The 23,465-nt window shown below is 64.4% G+C and carries 24 protein-coding genes; 9 read left to right on the top strand and 15 right to left on the bottom strand.

The window, feature by feature from the left end:
• Positions 1 to 782 precede the first annotated feature (782 nt).
• On the bottom strand, positions 783 to 1,295 hold the full coding sequence (locus AB0C16_RS38120; protein ID WP_357690672.1) for an SgcJ/EcaC family oxidoreductase: 513 nt from the start codon (positions 1,293 to 1,295) through the stop codon (positions 783 to 785).
• A gap of 96 nt (positions 1,296 to 1,391) precedes the next feature.
• Between AB0C16_RS38120 and AB0C16_RS38115 the strand changes: the two genes are divergently transcribed.
• Positions 1,392 to 1,817: a MarR family transcriptional regulator gene (locus AB0C16_RS38115; RefSeq protein WP_357690671.1), complete on the top strand. Its 426-nt coding sequence runs from the start codon at positions 1,392 to 1,394 to the stop codon at positions 1,815 to 1,817.
• Positions 1,818 to 2,034: 217 nt separating this feature from the next.
• Here AB0C16_RS38115 and AB0C16_RS38110 read toward each other — a convergent pair whose 3' ends face one another.
• Positions 2,035 to 2,148, bottom strand: coding sequence for a hypothetical protein (locus tag AB0C16_RS38110; RefSeq protein WP_357690674.1), 114 nt, complete (start codon positions 2,146 to 2,148; stop codon positions 2,035 to 2,037).
• Positions 2,149 to 2,194: 46 nt separating this feature from the next.
• On the bottom strand, positions 2,195 to 3,184 hold the full coding sequence (locus AB0C16_RS38105) for a hypothetical protein (RefSeq protein ID WP_357690669.1): 990 nt from the start codon (positions 3,182 to 3,184) through the stop codon (positions 2,195 to 2,197).
• A gap of 338 nt (positions 3,185 to 3,522) precedes the next feature.
• On the opposite strand from AB0C16_RS38105, the gene AB0C16_RS38100 reads away from it, so the two are divergent.
• Entirely contained in the window at positions 3,523 to 4,281 is a 759-nt protein-coding gene (locus AB0C16_RS38100) for a class I SAM-dependent methyltransferase (protein ID WP_357690667.1), read from the top strand.
• 720 nt (positions 4,282 to 5,001) lie between these two features.
• On the opposite strand, the gene AB0C16_RS38095 is transcribed toward AB0C16_RS38100, so the two are convergent.
• The 4 genes from AB0C16_RS38095 to AB0C16_RS38080 form a co-directional block, all read right to left on the bottom strand.
• A complete protein-coding gene (locus AB0C16_RS38095) occupies positions 5,002 to 5,250 on the bottom strand; it encodes a hypothetical protein (RefSeq protein WP_357690665.1) in 249 nt (82 codons plus the stop codon).
• A gap of 430 nt (positions 5,251 to 5,680) precedes the next feature.
• The gene (locus AB0C16_RS38090; protein WP_357690663.1) at positions 5,681 to 6,166 is read right to left on the bottom strand and encodes a hypothetical protein; all 486 of its coding nucleotides are present in this window, start codon (positions 6,164 to 6,166) and stop codon (positions 5,681 to 5,683) included.
• A 193-nt stretch (positions 6,167 to 6,359) separates the two neighbouring features.
• A complete protein-coding gene (locus AB0C16_RS38085; RefSeq protein ID WP_357690661.1) occupies positions 6,360 to 6,776 on the bottom strand; it encodes a hypothetical protein in 417 nt (138 codons plus the stop codon).
• A 252-nt stretch (positions 6,777 to 7,028) separates the two neighbouring features.
• Positions 7,029 to 7,325, bottom strand: coding sequence for a hypothetical protein (locus AB0C16_RS38080; protein ID WP_357690659.1), 297 nt, complete (start codon positions 7,323 to 7,325; stop codon positions 7,029 to 7,031).
• 296 nt (positions 7,326 to 7,621) lie between these two features.
• Between AB0C16_RS38080 and AB0C16_RS38075 the strand changes: the two genes are divergently transcribed.
• Complete coding sequence (locus AB0C16_RS38075) at positions 7,622 to 8,143, top strand: hypothetical protein (protein WP_357690657.1); 522 nt, start codon at positions 7,622 to 7,624, stop codon at positions 8,141 to 8,143.
• A 532-nt stretch (positions 8,144 to 8,675) separates the two neighbouring features.
• Here AB0C16_RS38075 and AB0C16_RS38070 read toward each other — a convergent pair.
• The 3 genes from AB0C16_RS38070 to AB0C16_RS38060 are packed head-to-tail and all read right to left on the bottom strand — an operon-like array spanning position 8,676 to position 12,406.
• On the bottom strand, positions 8,676 to 9,884 hold the full coding sequence (locus tag AB0C16_RS38070) for a VWA-like domain-containing protein (protein ID WP_357690655.1): 1,209 nt from the start codon (positions 9,882 to 9,884) through the stop codon (positions 8,676 to 8,678).
• Positions 9,884 to 11,092, bottom strand: a complete 1,209-nt coding sequence (locus AB0C16_RS38065; RefSeq protein WP_357690653.1) for a MoxR family ATPase — start codon at positions 11,090 to 11,092, stop codon at positions 9,884 to 9,886. The genes AB0C16_RS38070 and AB0C16_RS38065 overlap by 1 nt, the downstream gene beginning before the upstream one ends.
• 30 nt (positions 11,093 to 11,122) lie before the next feature.
• Positions 11,123 to 12,406, bottom strand: a complete 1,284-nt coding sequence (locus tag AB0C16_RS38060) for a hypothetical protein (RefSeq protein WP_357690651.1) — start codon at positions 12,404 to 12,406, stop codon at positions 11,123 to 11,125.
• Positions 12,407 to 12,417: 11 nt separating this feature from the next.
• On the opposite strand from AB0C16_RS38060, the gene AB0C16_RS38055 reads away from it, so the two are divergent.
• Complete coding sequence (locus AB0C16_RS38055; RefSeq protein WP_357690649.1) at positions 12,418 to 13,104, top strand: site-specific integrase; 687 nt, start codon at positions 12,418 to 12,420, stop codon at positions 13,102 to 13,104.
• Between the two features lie 211 nt (positions 13,105 to 13,315).
• Here the strand turns inward: AB0C16_RS38055 and AB0C16_RS38050 are convergent, their stop codons facing one another.
• A complete protein-coding gene (locus AB0C16_RS38050) occupies positions 13,316 to 13,636 on the bottom strand; it encodes a hypothetical protein (protein WP_357690647.1) in 321 nt (106 codons plus the stop codon).
• 273 nt (positions 13,637 to 13,909) lie between these two features.
• On the opposite strand from AB0C16_RS38050, the gene AB0C16_RS38045 reads away from it, so the two are divergent.
• The 4 genes from AB0C16_RS38045 to AB0C16_RS38030 all read left to right on the top strand — a co-directional run bounded on the left by AB0C16_RS38045 (position 13,910) and on the right by AB0C16_RS38030 (position 17,080).
• Complete coding sequence (locus AB0C16_RS38045) at positions 13,910 to 14,254, top strand: hypothetical protein (protein ID WP_357690645.1); 345 nt, start codon at positions 13,910 to 13,912, stop codon at positions 14,252 to 14,254.
• A gap of 633 nt (positions 14,255 to 14,887) precedes the next feature.
• Positions 14,888 to 15,688 carry an IS110 family transposase gene (locus AB0C16_RS38040; protein WP_357690643.1) on the top strand — a complete coding sequence of 267 codons (801 nt, stop codon included), beginning with the start codon at positions 14,888 to 14,890 and terminating at the stop codon, positions 15,686 to 15,688.
• Positions 15,585 to 16,154 carry a transposase gene (locus tag AB0C16_RS38035; RefSeq protein WP_357690641.1) on the top strand — a complete coding sequence of 190 codons (570 nt, stop codon included), beginning with the start codon at positions 15,585 to 15,587 and terminating at the stop codon, positions 16,152 to 16,154. The genes AB0C16_RS38040 and AB0C16_RS38035 overlap by 104 nt, the downstream gene beginning before the upstream one ends.
• Positions 16,155 to 16,603: 449 nt before the next feature.
• Entirely contained in the window at positions 16,604 to 17,080 is a 477-nt protein-coding gene (locus tag AB0C16_RS38030; protein ID WP_357690640.1) for a hypothetical protein, read from the top strand.
• Between the two features lie 1,622 nt (positions 17,081 to 18,702).
• On the opposite strand, the gene AB0C16_RS38025 is transcribed toward AB0C16_RS38030, so the two are convergent.
• The 3 genes from AB0C16_RS38025 to AB0C16_RS38015 form a co-directional block, all read right to left on the bottom strand.
• Positions 18,703 to 20,163, bottom strand: a complete 1,461-nt coding sequence (locus AB0C16_RS38025) for a hypothetical protein (protein ID WP_357690638.1) — start codon at positions 20,161 to 20,163, stop codon at positions 18,703 to 18,705.
• 229 nt (positions 20,164 to 20,392) lie between these two features.
• On the bottom strand, positions 20,393 to 20,938 hold the full coding sequence (locus AB0C16_RS38020) for a flavoprotein (RefSeq protein WP_357690636.1): 546 nt from the start codon (positions 20,936 to 20,938) through the stop codon (positions 20,393 to 20,395).
• Positions 20,935 to 22,320 carry a helix-turn-helix domain-containing protein gene (locus AB0C16_RS38015; RefSeq protein WP_357690634.1) on the bottom strand — a complete coding sequence of 462 codons (1,386 nt, stop codon included), beginning with the start codon at positions 22,318 to 22,320 and terminating at the stop codon, positions 20,935 to 20,937. The genes AB0C16_RS38020 and AB0C16_RS38015 overlap by 4 nt, the downstream gene beginning before the upstream one ends.
• A gap of 349 nt (positions 22,321 to 22,669) precedes the next feature.
• Here AB0C16_RS38015 and AB0C16_RS38010 point away from each other — a divergent pair, with 349 nt between their 5' ends.
• The gene (locus AB0C16_RS38010) at positions 22,670 to 22,951 is read left to right on the top strand and encodes a hypothetical protein (RefSeq protein ID WP_357690632.1); all 282 of its coding nucleotides are present in this window, start codon (positions 22,670 to 22,672) and stop codon (positions 22,949 to 22,951) included.
• Between the two features lie 292 nt (positions 22,952 to 23,243).
• Here AB0C16_RS38010 and AB0C16_RS38005 read toward each other — a convergent pair.
• Positions 23,244 to 23,465: transposase (locus AB0C16_RS38005; RefSeq protein ID WP_357690630.1), on the bottom strand; the 222-nt coding region annotated here is incomplete at its 5' end.

Genomic DNA, 23,465 nt, shown 5'->3' with positions numbered 1-23,465 from the left:
GGCAGCCAGCAGTTCCTCACGGCTGGGGTCCCGGGGGTCGGACACGAGCTCAAACTACGATCCTTGCCTGACAACATCCACAATCACTGCGAAACCGGCGCGTCTACCCCAAACCAGACACGATCAACAACGAGCCTGAATGGATACCATTTGTCCTGTCGGTAACGAATGACCTGTCGGCATCGCCGACAATAGGGAAACACGCGTGGGGCTTAGCGAATGTTCGGGGAGCATCTGTGTTCTGAACAGTTGACCAAGATTTGCAAGCGCCTTTTATGGCGTCGGCCGCCTGCTGCGCACCCGACATCGATACGGCATCTCCCTCAGCGAGGCGACGCGCCTGGAAGGCTTTCCTGGCTGATACTTGACGGACCACATAGCGACGCTTCGGGCAGCCGTCGATCTATCTGTCAACGCCGGAAACGGCGAGATGGCTTACCGGCCGGATTGTCGGCGAACCGGCCCAGCGCCCGCGCCGCTGTGGAGCCGGTTCGACGAATCGCTGATCGCAAGACGAGTGCCAGATTGCCACGGCCGGCCAAGGTGTTCGGGCTCTTCAACGAAGATCGCGAACCTCTGCTGCGAGTCAATCACGCAGACGAAGATGACGAGTGGGAGGACCACTACGGATGGGTCCAGGTGCGTCTTCATGGAGCACTCCAGCACGCGCTCGTAGTCGCCCCGACGGGGGGCGAGCATGCCGGCTTGGCCCTGGATCGCATAACAGGCCGATCCATCCGAGAGGGCGGGTGCAAACCCTGCGGCCCGTCGGATGCGCGGGGTCAGCGTCGGCCGATGCCGAGTCGGTGAGCCATTCGCGCCATCAGTTGGGACATCTTGGAGGGAAACGCGTCAGGCTCGGGAACGGTGATGGGGCGGACACGGCCGTTATGAATGGCGCCGATCTTCCAGCCGGCTTCCGTCCGCACCACGACGATGGTCTGCCGCGACAGCCGCCGCTTAGGGAGCGTGGATCGCCACGGCATCAGGACGGAGGCCGTGCCGTGCACGATCGCCACGTCCGGCGTGAGGTAGCGGACCGACTCCAGGTCACCGACCAGCGCCGAGCCGGCCAGGACGCCACGGAAGAGCTTGTCGTGGTTGTGCTGGTGGGTCCGGCGGCCGCGGGCGATGGTGCCGTCGTAGGAGACGTAGTCCGAGTCGTCGGTGAACAGCGCGCCGAGCGCCTGGGCGTCACCCGCCGTCCAGGCCGCCAGGAAGTCGGCGAAGAGCCTTTCGATCTGAGCGGTGTCGCCGGTTCGCGTGCTGGGAGTGCTTCCAGTGGTTGAGCGCATGGGGGTGCCTCCGCACATGATATGCTCGTTTCGAATAACGAAATATACGATACTAGAAAGATTCGAATGTCGAAACATGCCGTTGGAGAGATCGCCATGGAGCTCCGACAGCTGCAGCAGAGCTTCGACGCCTTCGACGAGGCGGCCGCCGCCCGGCTCGGCCTTAACCGCACCGACCTGCGCTGCCTCGACGTGGTGCTGGCCGACGGCCCGGTACCCGCGGGCCAGCTCAGCCTCGCGCTGAAGCTCAGCCCAGCGGCCACCACCACGGTCATCGACCGGCTGGAACGCGCAGGCATGGTGTCTCGTTCCCCCGATCCGGGTAACCGCCGCCGCGTCCTGGTCGCCGCGACCGACGCCGCTCACTCGGCCGAGGCTGAGATCTTCTTCCCGGTCGGCCAGGCGGGCGCCCAGGCGCTGCAGGAGTACGGGCCGGACGAACTGGCCATCATCCTCGATTTCCTACGTTGTGCCCGCAGGGTCCAAGAGGAGCAGACCGCCCGCCTCAGGGCCTTGTCCTGAGCTGGCATCGGGTAATGATGACGTCGGATGCTACGCCGGCCGAGATCGTCCAGCATGCGTCCGAGGTCCGTGGTTGGGCCGAGGGCGACCACGTCGGCCAGGCCGCGAAGCGACTCGCGGAGCTTGGCGGCGGCCGAGTCGGGGCAGTAGACGATCTTCTCGCCGCCGTGGTGCCAGAACTTCAGGTCTGGGTCGAGATCTCCGCTGGAGGTCACCATCACTTTGAGCGGGTACGGGGGAAGGCCCTGGGCGGTCCGCCGGGCTCGCCGGCTTCGGAGTTGACCAGGAGCCGAGGGTTGTCACGGCGCATGGTGGTGGCACCGATGAGGATGGCGTCGCTCTCGGCTCTGACCTGCGCGAGGAGCCGCTGGTCGCCCTCAGTTGATGGACGCGGTCCTCGGGACGGGCACCTGCACCCGGCCCTGGTACGGGTCGATGCGATTGAGCGCGCCGCGGGCGATGTCGGCCACGTCGGTGTCGGTGAATTCGTCGGTGAGCGGGATGCCCAGCGCCGCGAACAGATCTCGGGTCTCGGCCACGCTGGGGGCGGCGCTCAACGGCGTCGCCTCGTGGACCGGCAGCAGCCGGGTCTGGTTCAGGCTGTTCTCCAACTCGACGTACCAGGGGTTGTAGTGCGGGCTGGTACGCGGGATCGCCAGGCCAGGGAACTCAGGGCCGCGCTGGGTGATCACCAGGTTGTGCGAGGTGAGGTCACAGCGGAACAGTGAGATCGTGTTCGACAGGCCGATCTTGAGATCCAGCAACTGGCTGTTGCGCTGGCGGTACCAGCAGGCGGACAGGATCGTGGCGTACACGTCCTTTCGCGTCCCGAGCGAGGTCCACCCCTTCTCGTCCGAGCCGTCGGGGGACAGGTTGCGGTGCAGCTCGGTGTAGGAGGTGCACAGCGCCTCGTCGGTGGGGTCGAGCAACTCCAGCAGGAAGCGCAACCTGCTGCGGGTGCGCTTAACCCGCTCGATGCACTCGGGCAGGGTGACGGCCCTGATGTAGGTGCCGGTGCCGCCTTTGAACAGCCACATGTCGCTACCCGCCCGAGCCTCGGCCAAGACGCGGGTGATGGCCGTCCCGCTGAGCGACTTCACCGAGTCACCGCTGGCCATCACCCGCCACATGCCGTCGGTAGTCCGCGCCAGGGTGGCGACCTGGTCGGCCATGCGCCCCTGCCTGTTGCGGTCCCTGATCCACACGAACGCGAGCAGGGCAAGCACCGGCAGGATGAGCTTGTCGGACTGGCCGTCCTTGAGCACCTCCAGCAGGTCGAGCACGCTCACGGCGGCGGCGACGAGGAGCACGACGCCGAGATCCAGATTGGTAAGCGCGCCGCGGAAACGCGCGAGGACGGTTGTCATAGTTGTCGTGTAACCGCCCTGCGCTGACGCGTCAAGCGGATCTGCCGTACTGGCGGGGGCGGCCGGTGGAGCCGTCGAGCTTCCGGCGCAGCCTCGCAGGCGCCTGCGACAAGGCCGGCGCGTGCAAGGTGCACGTCCACGCCACCCGGAAGACCTGCGCACAATCTTCCGGTTCCCGTAGCGCGCCTAGACCTGGCTGGTCACCGCGGTGCGGGCACGCCCGACCGCCATGCCCGACTTGCGGCATGACACGACACTGCATATCGTGCCGATGTATCAAGTCGATATATCGGGGCCGACGGTTACCGTGGCCCGGCTGACGCGACGTGGGAGCTGCGATGAGGCGGATCGACTACGACACGGAGCAGTACCAGGACTACGCGCGTGGCCGTGCGCTTACCGAGCAGCAGCTGCAGGCATGGGTCAGTGCCTTCGGAGCGGTGCTGCCCGAGCGGCGTCCGCTGACGGGGCTGGACGTCGGCTCAGGGACCGGCAGGTTCACCCCCGCGCTGGCGCGAGCGTTCGGGCCGGTCACTGGCGTCGAGCCGTCGGTCCGCATGCGCGAGATAGCGCAGGCGCAGTCCCTGCATCCCGGTGTGCGGTATCTGGCAGGCTCAGCCGAGGACATGCCAGTGCCGTCCGGCAGCGCCGACTACGCTCTCATGTTCTTGTCCTGGCACCACGTCCAGGACAAACCGCGGGCGGCCCGGGAGCTGGCCAGGGTGCTCAGGCCCGCCGGGCGGCTGCTACTGCGTGCGAATTTCAGCGACCACCATCCCAGGCCGTGGTGGCTGGAACACTTCCCCCGCGGCTTTGAGCTGGACGCCTCGCTGTTTCAGCCGCTGCACGAGGTCATCGCGATGTTCACGTCGGCCGGCTGGCGCGTTGCCAGCTTCGGCACGGTTACCGAGCCGTCCTCCGGCACCCGCGGTGACATGCTCGAACGGCTGCGCCTGCGCACCCTTTCGTTCTTCGCTCACCTCAGTCCCGACGAGCTCGAGGCCGGCTTCCGCCGCCTGGAGCAGGCTGTTGCCGCAGATCCCGGCGCACCAGCGCCTGTGTTTTCTGAGCCGCTGCTCACGCTCGAACGGCGCTAATTAGTAATGCCAACGGCGCCTCGTTGACCTGCGTTGCGACGACCTACCCCCGGGCGATGCTTGATCATGCCGCCACGCTCAGCGCAAGATGCCCCACACGACACCGGACCGCCACCGGGACGCCATCTCGGGCTCTGGCCCGGTGCTCGCGTCAGACAGTGCGGCAATCTTGGTCACTAGCGTGACCGGCTAAAGCCAGCCTGGAGCCGGGCCCACCGCCATCTCTTCGAGTAATCCCTCGTTCTCAGGGGCCCGTCACTATCAACCACGTCCAAGCCAGAGGTGGAGAACGGTTGACGCTGTAGCTGTGCTTTGCAGCTGTACGAGATCGAAAAGGCCACTTCCTGATCATGGGAAGTGGCCTTCGACGTGGAGTGGAGCCTAGCGGATTCGAACCGCTGACATCCTGCTTGCAAAGACGCATGCCGATCTTGAACGACCAGCGAAGACGCAGCTCACAGCACTGATCGCGTTCCCCATGACTCCCCGTTGTTCCCTCTCTTTTCCCGCCCCATCGGGCGCGCGACGGGCACGGCGTCCGGGACAGACCTCTTCCGTATCAGGACTGTCTGGGCCAAGGTCGGCGCGCTGCCTGATCGTCCAGACCTGAGGTGGACGGCTGCCGGTGTAAGGCGTCGTGTGCCTCTGTTGCAGTACGCGTTGCAGTACGAGCCCCATCGCACACCTGGGGATAGAGCTCTGAAGTGTTACCCCGCCCCGCTACTCTTCACCCGACGATGGTTGCGGACGGCGGCGGTACCTGTACACCAGCGCTTCCCCGAAGGTCGCCACCATGAAGCATCCGGTGAGTATGTAGAGGATCTGCTCTATCCAGTGAGCTGCCGGACCCCAGTTGGCGGTGATGAAACCGTCCGGGTTGCCGGTCAAGATCTCGGCCACTCGGGGGAGGACGATTAGAAGTCCCATGAACAGCCCGGACCAGTTCACCCACGCGCCCTGCCGGTCCATCCCTTTAGCATTGGCCTCGCGAATTTGGGCCCGTAATGATCTGCGATCTCCATGTTGCTCCACGAGCACCAGCTTGGCATTTCCGTACTGCCAGAGGAAGATCCAAGCGCTCTCGTGCGGCGATGCGCTTCCCTGTCACTCCTCCCCTGCCCCCGCTAGACTGCCCCCTCCGGGACTGTCAGGCGGGTTCTGTCAAGGATGGCTTCGCGAAGGCCCACGACGACGCCACCGCCGCGTAGTGGCGACTCTGATTACCCTCAACAACACGAACACCCCTGGGGCGGCGACGAGCACCTGGTCGTCCAGTTCGCCGAGGCCATGAGCCTTGAGGTCAACTTCACCGCCATGGCGGCTGTTCGGGCACGTTCACCTCAGTTCATGATCGTCCACCCGGGTGGCTCCCAAGGTGGCTCCCAGAAAGACCCTGGATTCATCCCCGGGACACTATGTCCAACCTGATGGGAGTGAACGAGTCGAGTTCGATGACGCTCCCTCCGCCACCCTCCTCCTCGTCTCTCTCGTAGATCTCGTCTGGTTGATCGGCTAGAAGCACGATGACCCACGTGTGTGGCCTGGGTAACCTGCCGACGTCCGCAGGTGGGTCGTGGTGGATCACCTCGACAACGCGTACAAGGGTCTCCGGGATGCCGACGAGACAGCTGTCACCCAGCGCCAGATGCCAAGGCTCGGGATCGGTACGGAACAGCAGGTACGACCACTCGTACGAGCCCGGTTCCGCGGGGAACGCCACCTGACCGTTCCATCGGTACTGCGAGTCCGGATCGATCCCGCCCCACGGCCAGTCGACGAAGGCATAGAACTTCGAAACCTGCGCGACCTGTGCAGTGGTAGGAGGACACGTCACCCGCAGGATGTCGCCCACTCTGTAGTCACGCTCGGGGATGCTTTCGCTCACTGGCCGTCTCCAATGGATCAGGAAGAAGCTCAAGTATCGTCATCAACCAGACCTGCGCTGTCATCCTGTCGTACATGTCACTTGATGATCTGATCCACCGTGTTCGACGACGGGCCTGGGATCCCGCACGCCGCCACGACCTGGTCTACGTCCCCCTGGACTGGCTCAAACGTGAGTGCGGCGATGTGGACGCTCACACGCAAAGTTTCGCCATCCTTGCGTAAAGGCTCAGCTCGTACTTCGGTCCCACGCGAACTTCGTGCGCATCGTGGCCGTCCTGTCCATCAGTGACCCTGGCTTCGAGATGCTGATCCCTTGCTGGGAAGGGCATGATCCCGAGACCGCCGATCAGGACGACGCGACCATCACGCTTCCTGACGGCATTCGGCGTTAGGCCACCTTCATGACCCTCGGGGCCATCTCCGGGATCATGGATCGTTGGCAGGGTACGGGCGAATGCCTCAACGGCCGTTACTTCTGGTGCTCGGACCTGGTCATCATCCGCAAGCCTGGCTTCGTCTCGATGGCCGACGCCGTACGAGACATGATCGCGATTGAAGAGCTTGAAAGCGCGTGCAGTGCGCTGCCAATCGACGACAACGATCAACATGCGGATTAAAGATCCAGTTCAGGCCGTTCCGGATCGTTCAATGCAGGTCAGAGGGCGTGGGCGGTCCATCTTGAACGGCTCTGAACGGCTTGGTACCGCAACCCGAACTGACCCTCGCGGCTCGCTGATCGCTTCCTTACCAGGACATCCAGACCGTGATCAGAGGCTTGCAACTCCATCTCGAACATGCTGGCCGCCATGGCCGGCTTCGGGCGCCAGAAGGAGGCGAACGCTGGTGCCAGCCCCGTCCTGTTAAGGCCAAAAAAGTAACGCCATCGTCGATATTATCCGGATGCCTACCACCGCCACGGCCAAGCCGAACAGGATGGCGACCTTTCTCCCGCAGAGCAGGGCGAGCACGAAGCCGGTCGGAGGGGTGCCCAGCCATAGCAACCCCATCAGCGATGTCGGCATGCCGATCACCTCATGCAAGTAGAGGTAGCCGGTGTCCGTATTCAAGAAGTTGAACAGGTCCAGCGAGGTAGCGAGCCATGTGATCGCCAGCACGAGCAGGGCGCTTGATACCGGCCATCCGCCTTGGGGGGTCACGGTGGGCATTATCCACGGCTCCCGCCCCGGCGATACAGGGCATGACGGGCGGCTATGTGAGGGTCGCAACGGTCACGGGCTGTAAAACCGTCGGCAGTTCGACTGGGTGCCCGTCAGGCTGGTGAATCGAGGGAAGTCACGGTGACTCCCGAGCAACGCTTCACCTGCTCTGAGGTGCCGGCTTCGAGCTGCGGCGGACACTTGCCGTTCGCCTCTAGCGATCAAGATCATTGCACACATATTGCACGACCCTGTACGGCTGGAAATGTCAGTTCATGATCGTAGGCTTGCCAGCCATGACCGATCCTCGCACTGTGTCGTTCGATCTCGGCGTTCACTATCGGCAGGCGTACCTCGTCGACGACACCGACGACGCCATGGGGCCGGACGGAATACCCGCCGATCATCCTGTGCATCCCGTCGGGATCATACGGGTGGATGACGGCGGCGCCTTCCTGATCACGGGCCTGCACACTGGAGCGGTCGGCTTCTCGGCGACTGTGGCCGACCACGACCCAGGGGCAGACACTGACGAGTACGAGGACATCGTGGAGATCAGCTTCAAATCCGAGGCCGGACAGCTGTCCCTGTACGAGTGGGGCGGCGGGGACGTCCATGAACTCCCCACGCTGCCCGCGGGACCGGGCTGGTACCGACTGCGCTATCACGCCCAGAACATGGACGAGGCCGCGGAGGTGGACACCTCCGACAAGGTCATCGACCGCTATCTCCTGCAGATCTGGCCTCAGGACGAGTCGACACCATGCGTGATCAAGAGCACGAGCGGACAGCTCGCTTACTGGCGCAGGCCGCGCTGACACTCACGAGGCCCCCGCTGCCAACGGTGAATCACCTGATCCGGTTCATCCGTGGCGGGCAGTCAGTGCAATCGATTCGGCCCTCCTTGCCAGCTGAGATGGCTTCTTAATGGCCGGCGATCAGCCCCGACCTGGTGTTTCTCTCGCGACGCGCACACCATGTCCGCCTGATCATCCCGTCCGCCGTCGTCCCGCCCGAAGGGGAAGCGGGCCAGGGTCGATGGTGGGCGGGATAATCAGGCTTCCACCTCAGCCACCTACGGCTCAGACAACCGACACGCCGATCATCCCGGAGCCGAAGTGCCTCGCCGGAGGCGTGGGTTTGCATCTGATCCGTAGCTAGGCTTAGGTCGTCCATGCGCGTCCACACGAACGCTTTCGGCCTGTTTATGGCCAACCCGGTACCGCCCCGGGATTCCATGGCCGTCCCTGGCCATCCAGGAGCGTTGTTTGCACTCGCGTTAGCAAGTTCGGCACTCCTGCCCGCGTAGCTCGGTGGCACCGGAGCGTAGGACCGCCAAGGCCGACTTGCCTAGCCGATGTCGACCACCCGTGCCCATGAGGGCGGCGCGTCCGGCACGTAGTCGGGATCGCTCTCGTACGACCGCTTGGTCCGGGAAAACAGCCCCACCACCATGCGGGACGCCGGCCGTTCCTGCGGCCACGGGGTCTGTCCGTCGGTCAGGACCACGATGACGTCCGGCCGCGGGCTCGCCCGCAGCGCCTTGGCGATGCCCGCACGCAGGTCCGTGCCGCCGCCGCCCACCAGCGTCATCCCCTCGGCCCGGCACAGCGGTTGCGCTACCCGGGCCGCCGCGTCGCAGGACAGAACGCTGACCAGGTCGCGCCGGCCGCCCACGACGCGGACGATCGCGGCGACCTCCAGCAACGCGCTCCCCAGTTCGGCGTCGCTGACCGACGCGGAGGTGTCGATGACCACGCTGATCCGCGGCGGCCTGCGCCGCAGGCTCGGCAGGATGACGCCGGGCAGGCCGGCCGAGCGCCGCGGCGGCCTGCCGTAGGTGTAGTCCTCGCCCACGCCGGGTCCTGACACCGCCGAGCGGATGGCTGTGCCGAGCAGTTCCCGCCACGGCTGCGGCGGGTGGAAGGCCTCCTCTGCCCACCGCCGCCATCCCTTCGGCACATTCCCCGGATGGGCCTTGATGCCCTGCGCCACCCGGAACCGGACCGCCTCCCGCTCGTGGTCGCTGAGCCCGTTCGCACCCTCCGGCCCGAGATCCCACTCCCGCTCGAGTCCGTCGGCGCCGCTGCCGCAGTCCAGCCAGACCAGATCCTGCGTGTACGGCCCGAGCCGGAACTGGCGCAGATAGTCCTCCATGAGCTCGCCTTCGTGCAGCCCCAGCATCTTCGGTTGGACGGCGCCACCAGGCCAGGCCAGCCCGTCACCGTACACGTCGTCGTTGATCTCGAAGTCAGCGGCGATGTTCATCCGCAGCCGCTCTCCCCGTCCCGTCAGCTCCCGCTGCTGGGCGACCCGGTCGCTGCGGCCGTGATGGTCGCGCAGCAGGTGGGAGACCTCGTGCACCCACACGCTCGCCAGCTCCTCAACGGGGGTCCGCGCGACGAACGCCGGTGAGATGTAACACCGCCAGTGCCGATCCACGGCCATCGTGGGCACGAACCGCGACTCCACCGGGTGCAGCGCGAACAGCGCTGTCGCCAGATAGGGTCGGGCCCGCGCGGCGTACAACCGGGCGGTGAAGAGCTTCTCAAGGTCCATCAGCCCACCACCCGCGCCGCGACCTCATCCGCCTTCCTGCTCAAGGAGACCACCCCGGCGAGCCTCTCGATCGAGGCCGGGACCTTCCAGTCCGCGCGGCGCAGCGCGGCGAGCGTGGAGGCGGGCACGACCACCAGGTCCGGCGCGCCGGTTTCCAGCGCTCGCACCAGCAGCGCCCATGCCGCTTCCCACCGGCCCTTCTCCGGCCGCTTCCGCACAGCCGCGACCACGCCGTCAAGTACGGCCTGGCGCAGGTCACCCCGCTGGGGCAGCTCGGCCGTCGCCGGGTCGGCCAGCAGCGCCTCGGGGTCGGGGAGGTCCATGCGATCCATGGCGGCAAGCAGCTCCAGCCCAGGCCCGTCTCCAACCGCGCCCCTGACCAGCATGGACAGCACGTCCTTGGACGCGTCGGCCGCGGTGGCGAAGGCGGTCAGGCACAACGCCATCTCCCAGCTGCGAGGGGAGGGCCACGGGCCACCCCGGTGCGCCTCGTTGGTCGGCAGCCGGTGCACGAGATCGGGGCGGGCGGTGAGGAGACCGCATACCGCACGCCGGGCGAACGTCACCGCCTCGGACAGCTGCTCCGGGTCGAGCCACGGCAGGCTCGCGCGCGGCCAGGTCCCGCCGAGGCCGCGTACGACGACATCGTGATCGTGACGCCATTGCAGGTGGACGAACCGGTTCGCGAGCGGCGGGCTCAGCTCCCAGCCGTCAGCGGCAGAGGAACGCGGGTTGGCGGCCGCCACGATCCGGACACCTGCCGGGAGCCGCAGGGCCCCGACCCGCCGTTCCAGAACCAGGCGGAGCAGGGCGGCCTGTACGGCGGGCGGTGCCGTGGACAGCTCGTCCAGGAAGAGCAGCCCCCGGCCCGCGCGAGCCAGACGTACGGCCCAATCCGGCGGCGCCATCGGGACGCCCTGCACGGCGGGGTCGTCACCGATCACCGGCAGGCCGGAGAAGTCGGACGGCTCGTGCACGCTGGCGATTACCGTCGTGAGCGGCAGGTTGAGCGCCTCGGCGAGTTGCTGCAGCGCCGCGGTCTTGCCGATCCCCGGCTCCCCCCACAGCAGGACGGGCAGGTCGGCCGCCACGGCCAGGGTCAGGGCCTCCAACTGCGTGTCGGTACGTGACTCCGTGGTGGTGTCGCGGAGCAGGGACAGCAGATCGCCGGCGACTTCAAGGCGCGAGGCGTGAACAGACGAAAGCATGATGAATCACCTTGGAGGTCTAGGAAAGCGTCAGCGGAATGTGGCGTGGCGCGGGCGTGCCCGGCCCTTACGGGAGCGGCGGTCCAGTCGCTCGGCCGGTCCCGGCCCCGACCCGAGCCCGGCACGGAACAGCCCGTGGTCGATCCGCCGCCGCGCGGCCTTCTCCAGCACGTCGCGCAGCGCGCCCTCGGGCAGCCGCGCACCAGGTCCGAGGAGACCGTTGACGGTGGCCTGAGCACCGGCGGCGTCGCCGTGCTCCAGCCGCGTGCGGACGTCGAGGAGGCACTCCGGGGAGCGGTGGGCCTCCTCGATTAGCTGCAAACAGGGCAACGGGGTGCCGGTCAACTCGGCCAGCAGTTTCTCGCGCCGGATCTCGGTCGCGTCGTGATCCAGGGCGACCAGCACGCCGTTCACGAGCGCGATCCTGTGCTGGGCGCCGCGGCACTCGACCATTCGCGGCCCGTTCTCGCTCTGGTGGTCGTGTGGCTTGGCGTCCGGCGAATGGCCGGGTAAAAGTGCCGCTGCAACGAGCGGGTGCAGCCTGTCGGCCTCGATCAGCCCGGCACGCAGCAACGCCAGGTCGGGCAGCACCCAGGTCGCCGCATCAGGCAAGATCGGCGGCGGCGCGGGTCCTTCGTTGCTGACCCGGGACGCGTCAACATCGAGGATCACCTGACGCCGCCCGCCGACCCGGACGGCGACCGTACCCCCGTCCTGCCCCTCGGCACAGAGCAGCAACCGGGCCTCGGCCGGCCACCGATCGACGGCCCAGCCCCGTGCGTGCGGCGCCGTTTCGGAACGTGTACGCAGCTCACCGGCCCTGCGCGCATCCCACAAGTGGCGATGCAGGTCGAGGCGGAAGCGTCGATTCGGATGGGGGTGCGGATGCGGTCCGGACCGGGAACCGTCCCAGAGCGCCAGGCTGATCCGCTGACCGGCGTCCGCCCAGGCCGGCGGGGTCCTGGCCACAAGGTGGACCGTGTTGTCCCTCTCGTGGTACCGGGCCAGCGAGAGGGTCAGGCCCGGACGTATCAGGCCGTTGGGGGCGATCCTTGGCATGTGCCAGCGCAGCAGGTCAGGCGCCAGGTGGCGGAGGTCGCTTCGGAGGTGGGTGGCCAGTTCCTGGCCGTGGAGGCGCGCTATGTGGCGCAGGTTGAGATCGACGTCTACGTGTGCCGCTGCGCACGCTGCTGCCCAGTCTCCGGTAGTACGGCGGGCGGTCGCTGACTCGATCATGGGGGGCGGCACGGCGAACTCACGCACGCGCAGCCAGAGGGTTAGGCGGGAATCCACGTTCGGGGTTGAGTGCGGCATCAGCACTCACCTTGCGTGAACGGGGCCCCCATTCTGCTGTAGGAGGTATTCATCGTGATCAGCGTAGCGTCTTCCGGTCCGCGCGAGAAGAGCGGCTCTGGCAGGAGCGGTGGGCTGCCCACAGCACCTTCGCCAGCCTGCGCTGGGGCGAAGCCATCGCGCTCCGTCGTACCGGCATCGACCTGGAAGGACGGACGGTCCACGTCCGGGAACAGCTCCTCGAACTGGACGACGGTGAGATGCGCCTCGGCCCACTCAAGTCGCGGGCTGCCCGGCGAACCGTGAGCATCCCTTCGGCCATCGTTGCGGCGCTGGCCGATCACCTCGCCGAGTTCGTCGACGTGGCCGACGACGCCTTCCTCTTCCTGGGCAAGCGTGGCGGCTTCCTGCGGGGTGGCAACTTCCGGCGTGAGGCCCGGTGGGCGGACGCGCTCAAGGAGATGGGAATCCAGGGCTTGCACTTCCACAATCTCCGACACACGGGCAACACGCTGGCGGCGCAGTCCGGCGCGAGCCTGGCCGACCTCAAGGCGCGCATGGGACACGACAGCGACCGGGCAGCCCTGATCTACCAGCACGCCACCCGCGACGCCGACCACAGGATCGCCGATGCGCTCAGCGCGAGAGTGAAGGCAGAGCAAACCAAGCGTGAGAAGCGAGATGACGACGGCAGCTTAAGAACGGCCCCCGCAGGCTAATGGCCCGTTAATGGCCCGAACGCCCCGCACCGTGATCGGTAGCGGGGCGTTTTTCGAGGTGGAGCCTAGCGGATTCGAACCGCTGACATCCTGCGTGCAAAACGGCCTGATCTTCAGGCGCAAGGGCCTCGATCTGCGCTGAGGACTGTCCGCGAGTGACCGTGGTTGACCGCTGCTGACCGCCCTTAATGGCACGCTAATGGCACGACGGTCAGCGTCCTGAGCTGGATCGAAGATCGTTTAGTTCCTGGCGGAGCGCGTCGCGCTCGGAGATCAGTTCGGCCAAGTCATCCAAGGTGAAGAGCGTCTTGGAGGGGCCGTTCATGGTCCAGCCGTGCTGGCTGGGTTCCCAGAAAATCTCGACTTCGATGCCCTCGTGTGGATCGCCACCCTCGGTCACGTCTTGTGCGGTCGTGACCTCGACGCTTTCGACGCGAAGCGACCAGTTGTCGCCGTCGTGGACATCGATCACAACGGGGGTCTCGTTGGGAAGTCCTTCGAAGTAGTCACGAAGCGCGCGCACGGTGAGCATGGCCGCAGGATGGCATGGTGTTGCACACCTGCGCACGCGTGCCTGGACTGATCATCCCGTCGGCCGTCGTCCCGCCCGCAGGGAAGCGGCCAGGGCCACGGGTACCAGATGGAGCGCCCTACCGGACGAACGATCTGGTATCCGTGGCCCTGGCCCGCTCGGCTTGTCCCGGGTCGACGGCGGGCGGGATGATCAGGCTTCCACCTTAGCCATCTACGGCCCTGGCGCATGGCACGGCGATCATCCCGGAGCCCGAAGGCCCCCGCCGGAGGCATGAAGGGTTTGTCCGTGCGCCTGTGGAGACTCCTTGCGAACTGGTTCTGGCGAATAGATGCGTTCTTCGGCGGCAGCGCCAGGCCGAATATCGGACGCCGGTTCGCTGCTAGCCACCCTGTGCTCGGTGCGCTGATCGTTGGCCCCATCTACGGCGTCCTCTTCGGCATCCTGCTGTTGCTTCTGGATGTGCCCTTCACGCTGTCTGCCTTGCTTGCTTGCCTTGGCATCGCCGTAGGCAGTGGATTGTGCTTTATGGGCCTGGACTACTTCGAGCGCTGGCGTCAGCGACACTACGGGCACTATCCGCATGAGATTCAGGATGAGACCGATAGCCAGGCATAGCGGCCCGCACGCGTCGCGCGCGAGAACGGCCCCCAGGCCGCACGCGCAGCGTGCGGGCGTGTGCGGGCCGCGTGGCGGCGCGGAGCGCCGCCCTTGTCCACTAACCGGGTGGAAAGCGTGATAACGAGTCTCGTAGCAATCATAGGAACACTGCTGGGAGCCACCGCAACGTATGTCTTCCAGGTACGGAGCGCACGGCAGGCACGCCAGTCCGCTCGAGAAGAACGCCTGTGGCAAGAACGTCTCGCCGCCTACAGCACTTTCGCCGGCACGCTAACGGATTTCCGAAAGAGCCAGAACGACCGATGACACAGGGAACAGGAAGATCCTCAGAGTGCCGCGTACATGACGGTACGTGATGACTCCTACCGACAGCGCGCCAACGCGACGGCCGCACTTTTCAGTCTTTGATGTGGCTGCGCGCACGCCCTGCGGGCGGGAAAATCGCAGGTGGTCGCCCGCCGACGTCGAGTCCGCCTGGTGCCTGGTCGAGGCCGGTTTTCAGTCTGACGCCGGGAGCCACCCATAGGGGCCCTGGATTGTCGCTTCGAGCACGAGAGCCCGGCTCTTGATCTCCCCTACCGGCTCCCCGGGCAACCACCCATGATCGCCACGAGGAGACGAGGGACATAGGTGCAGGAGACCCATGAGCCGGTGGAGTTCGTGGAGCGGGTCGCCGCGATCGACATCGGCAAGAGCGGCCTGGTGGTGTGCCTCCGCGTGCCCAGCGAGGACAAGCCCGGGCGGCGCCGTCAGGAGGTGCGCGAGTTCAGCACGCTGACCGCGTCCCTGCTCGCGCTGGCCGACTGGTTACGCTGCCAGAGCGTCACCTTGGTGGCGATGGAGGCAACGTCGGACTACTGGAAGCCGGTCTACTACCTGCTGGAGGCCGAGGGCTTCACCTGCTGGCTGCTGAACGCCAAGCACGTTAAGAACGTGCCCGGCCGCCCCAAGACCGACAAGCTGGACGCGGTCTGGCTGGCCAAGGTCGTCGAACGCGGCATGTGCCGACCCAGCCTGGTCCATCCCCAGCCGATCCGCCACCTACGCGACCTGACCCGCTACCGGCGCAGCCTGGTCCGCGAACGCACCCGCGAAAAGCAGCGCGTGGAGAAACTGCTGGAGGATGCGCAGATCAAGCTGTCGGCCGTGATCAGCGACGTGTTCGGCGTCTCCGGCCGCGAGATGCTGCGAAGCCCTGATCGACGGACAGCGCGACCCCAAAACGCTCGCCCAGATGGCACGCGGCCCGATGCGCTCCAAGATTCCGATCCTGCAGGAGGCGCTCACCGGGCACTTCACCGACGAGCACGGCTTCCTCTGCCAGCTGATGACCGACCGCATCGACGACCTGTCCGCCCGGATCGAGACCGTCTCCCGCCGGATCGAAGACAAGATCGCACCCTATGCGGCCGCGGCCGCCCAGCTCGATGAGATCATCGGCGTCGGCGCCATCGCCGCCCAGGAACTCATCGCCGAGATCGGCATCGACATGAGCCGCTTCCCCACCGCCGGCCACCTAGCCTCCTGGGCCAAATTCGCACCCATCGACAACAACTCCGCCGGCAAGAAGAAAGGCGGCTCCACCGGCAAGGGCAACCCCTGGCTCGCCGCCACCCTCGCCGAGATCGTCGCCGTCACCTCCCGCTCCAACACCTTTCTGGGCGAACGCTACCGGCGGCTGTCCAAACGCCGCGGGCGAAAACGGGCCATCGTCGCCCTCGGCAACTCCGTGCTGACGATCGTCTGGCACCTGCTGTCCGACCCCGACGCCCGCTACCACGACCTCGGCCCCGACTTCTACCAGTCCCGCATCGCCACCCAGCGCCGCGAACGCCACCTCATCCGCCAGCTCGAACGCCTCACCGGCAAGACCGTCACCCTGCAACCAACCGCCTGACCAAAGCCCACCACACAGACCTCACCCCAGATCACAGGCCGAGGTTCGCTGCCGCCTGCCCACGAACTCACCGATTTTCGAGCCAGGCGGAGCAATCACCCTGCTCGGCTGATCGGGATCGTGGCCGGGGGCTGTGGACGGTGGCGCGAATGCGTCGGCGTGTGGGGACGTTGCTGTCAGCGCTACTGTCACCTCAGCAACGGTCACCCGGTGCCGGGGCCCGACGAAGGAGGGCTGCGGCGTCGATCGCCCCAGCCGCTGTCGGCGAATGGCGAAGTGAGCGATCGTGACGGTCCTGACCACCTTCATGCGGACAGGAGCCCTGGCAGTTTCGAGGCCCGCGCTCATAAACTCGCACAGAAATCTGCATCTAGATCGATGGCGAAAACCTTCGGTACCCTGACATGTCCCACTGCTCGCACGGTAGGTGCCGGATGCCGGAGGAACTTGTGAGTAGCATCAACTATAAGTACATGGCCACAATAATCAAATTTGCGGTCGTCGCCCTATCCGCATTACTCTCGCTCACCGGCTGCGGCGTCCTCCAGCCCTACGAGCCGCTCAAGGTGAACCCTGCAGCCGTCGAAGAAGTCCGCAGTGTGGGCAGAGTGATACTTCAGGTCCAGTCGGACTATACCTGGGAAGGCTCCACGCAACTTGATGAAGTCTTACTGATGGACGTCGGATCTTCAAGCTATAAAGAATCTCGCAAAATCGTATACAAGCGCTTACGTCAGCTCGGCTGGTCTGAGCGCGGGGATGATAGCCTGGAGTCGCGCAAATGGGGTCACATAGCAATTTCTTTCGATTCGCTAGATGGCCTAGACTCGCGCGGATCCCTGGCGCAGCCATTACGGGATGCGGCTCTGGCGGATTCAGCAATGTTTTCTTCGCTCATACTTATTGATCTTGCTCCCTTGAGTTGAGGCCTCCGCTCGTTGCATGGTTCTCTCAAAGAGGCGATCGAGGAACATTCACATGCATGCCCCTCCATACGGTTACCGCACATCCGACGATTCGCGGCATGGAGTAGAGAGGACAGTAGTGTTGGTCTGCGCCAATACTTGTCCGACTTTCTCGCCATAACTAAGTTGGGCAGGCGCGCGGGCGGTCGGGTAGCCCTGGTGCATTGCTGCACCAGGGCAGCCGACACGACCAGCTTGGCTATGGGAAATGGCCCAGTCCTGGAGTCGTCCCCGGGGTGAGTCTTCGCCTTGAGACGAGACCTCGGAAAACCACGGGATGCCATCGCGAAGGCGCTCAGCAACCCGAGCAACTGACACGCGGAGCACCCGAAGAGAAGTCATCCGCACGGGACCAGATGGCCCCTAGAAGATCAATTTCTGGCCACCGACCTGGGTCAGCTTCAGGTCCATGTAACGCCCTCAAGAGGCTGAGCGATCGTCTGGACTCGTAGCTGTACTTTGCTGCTGTACAAGATCGAAAAGGCCACCTCCCGATCATGGGAAGTGGCCTTCGAGGTGCGGTGGAGCCTAGCGGATTCGAACCGCTGACATCCTGCTTGCAAACCGACCGATCATGGCGGGAGACGAGCGTTGACCTGGACGTTCGACTCTCCGTGCGTACCCGTGAGTGACCGCTGCTGACCCCTCTTAATGGCCCGCTAATGGCCCGGCGATCACCGTGTACCTGCGGTCCGCGCGACGGGCACATCGGTCGACGAGGGGAACCCGTGTTGCACCGCCGCCTCCAGAGGGAACCATCGGTGCCCGGTGGGCCGGGGGCTGAGGAACGAAGCCCCGGACCGTCGATCGCCCCCAGCTATCTACGGTGGCCGGCCACAGGTGGGCGATCGTGAGGGTGGTATCGGTGTGGCGGTTCCAGCCAGGAACCAAACCGCATTAGCAGCTCGGATCCTGCCCATCCAGATCAGTCCCACCTGGACCAATGTGCGCGGCCGGTCCGCCTAAAACGGCCTCGAACGCCCTCGTATTGCAACTAGGGCTGCAACTAGAACTGGCTCGGTGGGCCAGGGCTGAGGTACGAAGTCCTGGCCCACCGATCGCCCCCAGCCACGTTGAACGATCAACCACAGCGTGGCGATCGTAGGGCGAAGTATCTGCGACGCCGTTCGCTGATCGGGAATAATCAGCGGATTAGAAGTGGAGAGGCACTTTAGTGACAACGGATGGGGTGGACTGACACAAGATCGTCGGATGTAGGACAATTATCGATGTCATTCTGCATATATTCCGAACTGTGCTGTGCACGACTGGACCTGCCGTTGGACGGCATGCCCGAAGTAGTCTCTGGGACAGGACTGAGGAAAGTTATCCGTTCCGTCGATCGCCCTCAGGCTGCTTGACGCATACTTCCTGCTAGCTGATTGTGCGAGTATCATCCGCGCGTCGACCCAAAGGATGGGAACCGACCCACAGCGACAGCACGGATCCTACTGATCCCACGATTCTTTGCTGTGCACCTTACTCTTCAACAGCTCGAACACGGCACCCATTGACAGATGCTGTTCTCAGCAGTAGCGACTTAAGTCGACCGCTCAATCTGCCGAGAAATTAAGCGTTCAGCACTATAACAAAGGATTGCAACGCTTGCACGGAGCTAGATCTTCATGTTTTGCACTTGATTCGGATATGGCTACCGAGTGAGGGCCGATCTTTGAGCAGCCCATTAAATGAAAAACCTTCGACTTGGGCGACTTGAAGAACGACTTACCATCCGCTCCTCCACCTTTGCCGAGGGCTATGGGAGTAAGCGAACCGAACCGTGGGTCCTCTCTCAGCTCTTGAAGCAAGGGCCACTCGATCAGATCATCAAAAGCGATATCTCCTGAATCGACCAGTCGAGCCATAATTTCGAAGGCACTGTCGATATTTCCCAAAAGACAGGCTTGCGCCAGTTGGTATCGAGGCGCCAACGCAGAGAAGTCCCATTCCTCGACTTCTTTTCTTATACTTTCCCTGCCTTCCATTCGCCATCTCGCTATCCATCCGTTAACAGTAAAGAGTATCCTACTTTCGGCAAGTGTGCTGGTCGTAGCACCATAGGAGGCCATTTTCGCCACCGCCACCCATCTATCTCCAAGCAGCGCCTCGTAGGATATTGTTTGGAGACGATCTGTAAGGTATTCCTTCTCGGACGGATGGAGTTTTCCGAGAACGGAGAAGGAGAGCAGTACGCCCAAGGCGAGCAATTCCTGTAGCCCGTGGGTAAGGTAGTCGCGGCTGCAATGCAGTTCGACGCCTTCGCGAGGTAGCTTTTCCTTTGTGAATTCCTTTACTTGATTTATGTAACGGCCAGAGACTCGGCCGCCATTATGGACAATGATATGGCGTCGCTGAAAGACTTCTCTGACGATTTCCCAGTTGGGCGACAGGTCGGCCATGTCGATATTTAGGCGATCTTTGAAGAAGCGTCGCCAATCGGTCAAGCTACCGAAGAGCAAGCTCTCGACGCGGCGATCGATCGCTAAATCGATGGCGTCTCGAATGTTGCTTAGCTTCTTAAGGTCATACAAGGTGAAGGTGGTGGCCGCCCCGTCCCTGCTGCCCGCATCCAGGGCCTCAGGGTGGCCACTAAAATAGATTCGCGCCAAACCGGCAATTTGTACCTCAAAAGCACTCACTGCGGCAACCAGAAGCGAGTCAAACAGAATCGGAAGTCTACGATGCGACGCAAAAGATTCAACAAACTTATTTGCTAGTTTTAGCGCATGTCTTTGATTCTCCATTTTTTGCAAAATGTCGAGGGTGAATTGCTTTGGATTCAACTCGTCTTGATTGCTACCGGTGTGCTCGTCTATCAATTTAATGAGCGTTTTCCTATCATTCTCTCCAAGCTTATTAATTGTCGAAATGGCCTCCGCCATTCTGTGGCGTGTGGAATCCAGTTGGGTTGCATGGACTTCCAGTGCAACCAAATCAAAGAAGGCGTCGAATTGCCATCGATATCTGTCAATGGCGGCTGAATCTGGCCCAACGGATGGCCGATGCTCTTCACCCGCCTGCCTGTCTATGGCTTCGTCGTCCATGTCCATAATTTACATCAACGCAGCCTGCTATGGTCAAAGGATGCAAGCTTCTGCTGAAGAACGGTTCCATGCGCTCCAATGACGCTCGCGAGAAGCAGACACCGCAAGCTTCATCACATGAGAATTGCGCGACCCGAGCACGGCCGTGCGCGAGAACGGCCCCCAGGCCGCACGCGCAGCGTGCGGCCGAGCGCAGGGCCGCGCTGGCGGCGCGGAGCGCCGCCCTTGATCATCTATAAGAACAATTCGGCAAGTTCTCTAGCGCTGTAGCCCACGGGTAGGTGTCGATGCGTTCGACGCCGGAGCTTGGCGGGTGTGGCTCGAACTGGCCAGGGCCGAGCAGGACGAGTACGCCTTCAGACCGGAGCTGGTCGATGCTGTGCCGGAAGGGGATGCGTGAGGCGAGCGCGGTGTTGACGAAGGGCAGGATGACGACGGGGATGTCGAGCCCTGGGGCTTCGGACAGGAGGCCGAGTGCGTAGGTGTCGGCGATGCCTTGGGCGAACTTGTTAATGGTGTTGTAGGTGGCTGGGGCGACGATGATGGCGTCGGCGCGGGGAGACTTGGGTTCGTGAGGTTTGCGGTACTGGCTGCGGACGACGTTGCCGGACTGTTTCTCCAGTTCGGCAACGTCGATGAAGTCGAGTGCGGACGGGGTGGCGATGATCTGGACGGTCCAGCCGGCGTCTTGGGCGAGGGTGACGAGGCGGCCGACATCGGAGGCTGGTCCTGCGGCGCAGACGATGATGTAGAGGACCTTGCCGGGTTGGGTCACGCGATGACTCCCAGGGTTGCCGCGTACTCGCGGGCCTCGCGGCGGACGCTGATCGGGGCGGTTGCCAGGATGTCACGTGCGAGCCGGTGGGCCGCGGGGCGGCTGGTGACCTCTTCGGGTGCGATCTCGCCTGCCGCGCGCAGGATGTGCAGCGCCTGGTCGTGCTGGTTCCACATGAGGAATGCGCGGGAAGTGTCGAGGAGCAGTGTGGCCTTGCGTTCGTTGATGGGGAGCTGGTCCAGTTCGACTTGGCGGGCGTAGTCGATGGCGGTGCCTGCGTCGCCGAAGAGCAGGGCGACGTTGACGCGGTGGCACAGGACGTTGTTGGGGCCGAACGCGGTCCACATGCGGTTGGCGTCGTGGCCGAGTCGGGCGCCGGCCTCGGCGGCTTCATCGAGGAGTTCGGCGGTGTTGGGCCGGTTGCCCATGTTGGCGGCGGCGATGGCTCCGCGTAGCAGCAGGGATCCATAGATCGACAGGTCGTCGGGGGATGGCGCGGAGAGATCTGCGTCCATGCGTTCGGCTGCGCTGCGTGCGGTGTCGGTGGCGGCGAGATGGTGGCTGCCGTCCATGAGGGCGTGGGTGATGATGCGGGAGCTGGATCCGATCATGAGCGAGCTCTGGCTGGCGTGTGCGGCTTGGATGCTGCGGTCTGCCGCGAGCCAGGCGAGGCCTTTGTCTTCCTGCTTGAGCAGGATGGAGGCGGTCACGTGGTACGCCTCGGCGGACAGGGCGTGGGCTCGTAGTCGGTCGTCGCCGTGCAGGGATGTGCAGGCGGCACGGAGCTTGCGTAGGAGGGCGGGCAGCTTGGCGGTTACCTGGGCGTACCGGCATGCCTGGTAGTTGCGCTTGGCGGCGGAGATGGCGTGAGTAAGTGATTCGAGATCTATTGGGCCGCCTGTCGGAGTGGAGTAGTCAACGAGTGTGGCGGCGATCTTCTCGATATCCAGGTCCGCGGTCCGTGTGGTTTCCCGTGGCGCGAGTACGGCGCTGAAGAGGGCGGCCCCCGTCAGGCCGACGAATTCACGGCGTCGCACGTCCTTCTCGTCCTCTCTTCGTCCGACGAGATCTACAGCGCGTGGTGCATTTATGATGCTATCGACCGTTGTGCATGCCTTTTCGGGTGTACGTGCACGTTTGATGGGGGTGAAGCCCAGGTCTTCCGGGTCGAGGTGGGTGACCTCGGCAAGTGCCAGCCGGTACGGCTCACGGGGCCATGTGACCTCGCCTGCTTCCCAGCGGCGTATGCGCTCCTCGTCGCAGGCCAAGGCGTACTTAATTCCGCTCTTGGTAAGGTTGACCATTTTGGCCATTTCGGCGCGGGTCAAACCGGCCTGTTGTCGCCAGTTCCGAAGTCGCCCATTTGGTATCGCTTCGGGCATATCTGGCCTTCTTTCCGAGCGGAGATCGAAAAGGGGTTAAGAGGGGGGTCTTTCAGCGGGTCCCCTCATTCTGCTTTGCCGGTGGACTTGCCATCAATCAACCACGGTACGTCAAGCGGACTTCCGCCATAGGGAGTACCGAAACGACTCGCGAGGAGATGGCGACGGTGACCCGGCCAGACGAGAACTGCGAGACAAGGCCCTGCCCTGCGTGCCGGGGACGCGGTTACAAGCTCAAAGCCTCGCGCCGCGCCCTCCTGATCGACAGCGGCGGGGAGGACGCGGAACGGATTGAGGAGCGCAAGTGTCTCGACTGCCTCGGCGAAGGCCAGGGCGAAGGGAGCGGGAAATGAATTCGATCATGCTTGCCGCCATGGCCGGCCGCGAGCCACAAGAGGAGGCGGACGCCCTGGTTCGGCTGCGTGACCGGCTCGTGGATCTGGGCGTCAACGCCGAGCTGCGGGACAACAACAGTGCGCTGATGGTGCATCGGCCCGAGCCGAGCATGCCGGTGTGGGTGTTCGTCGGTTACGGCGGCGCTTACTACTCCTGGCAGAACGCGGAGAAGCGCCATCCAGTCGATGACGTGGAAGGCGCGGCGAACGTCTTGGCGGAGTACATCGCCAAGTAGCAGGCGGGCGCGACGGGGCAGTGACAGCCCTCGACCTGGAGGGGATCGGGCGGCCTTCCCTCTTCCTCGTCGCGCCTCTTCGCCCGGCAGGCGGTCGAGTCCACGCCCTGGCGAGGGGTCCCCCCGGTCCCTCCCGTCGACTGTCTGTCGGGCCTTCTCCTTGTGTGCGTCTGTGCAGTGGCGTGGACAGGCGGGCTGAGCCAGGCTACGCTCAAACTTGGTAAAACAACCTGTCGGGTGTTGGACGGTCATAATGTCGCTAGAGTCCGTGCCGCCGAAGTATGCCGGGTCTTCACGGTGGAGCGGGGTTGTGTTCTCGCTTGATCGCTGAGCGTGATCTCCGTTTGGTTACGCTTCGTGCTGGGCATCGGGTCGTACGGGTTGTGGCGTAGCGGGAGCGGCGACGCTGGTTGGCCGGATTGCGGAGGCCGAAGGCGATACGGGCGACGAGCTTGATGACCCGGTTGGTGCCCTCGCTGGCGGCGTTGGAGACCTTCAAGATGACGGCGGCAGC

Source organism: Nonomuraea sp. NPDC048916, from assembly GCF_040649575.1.
Lineage (GTDB): Bacteria > Actinomycetota > Actinomycetes > Streptosporangiales > Streptosporangiaceae > Nonomuraea.
This window is presented reverse-complemented; position numbering and strand designations above follow the sequence as displayed.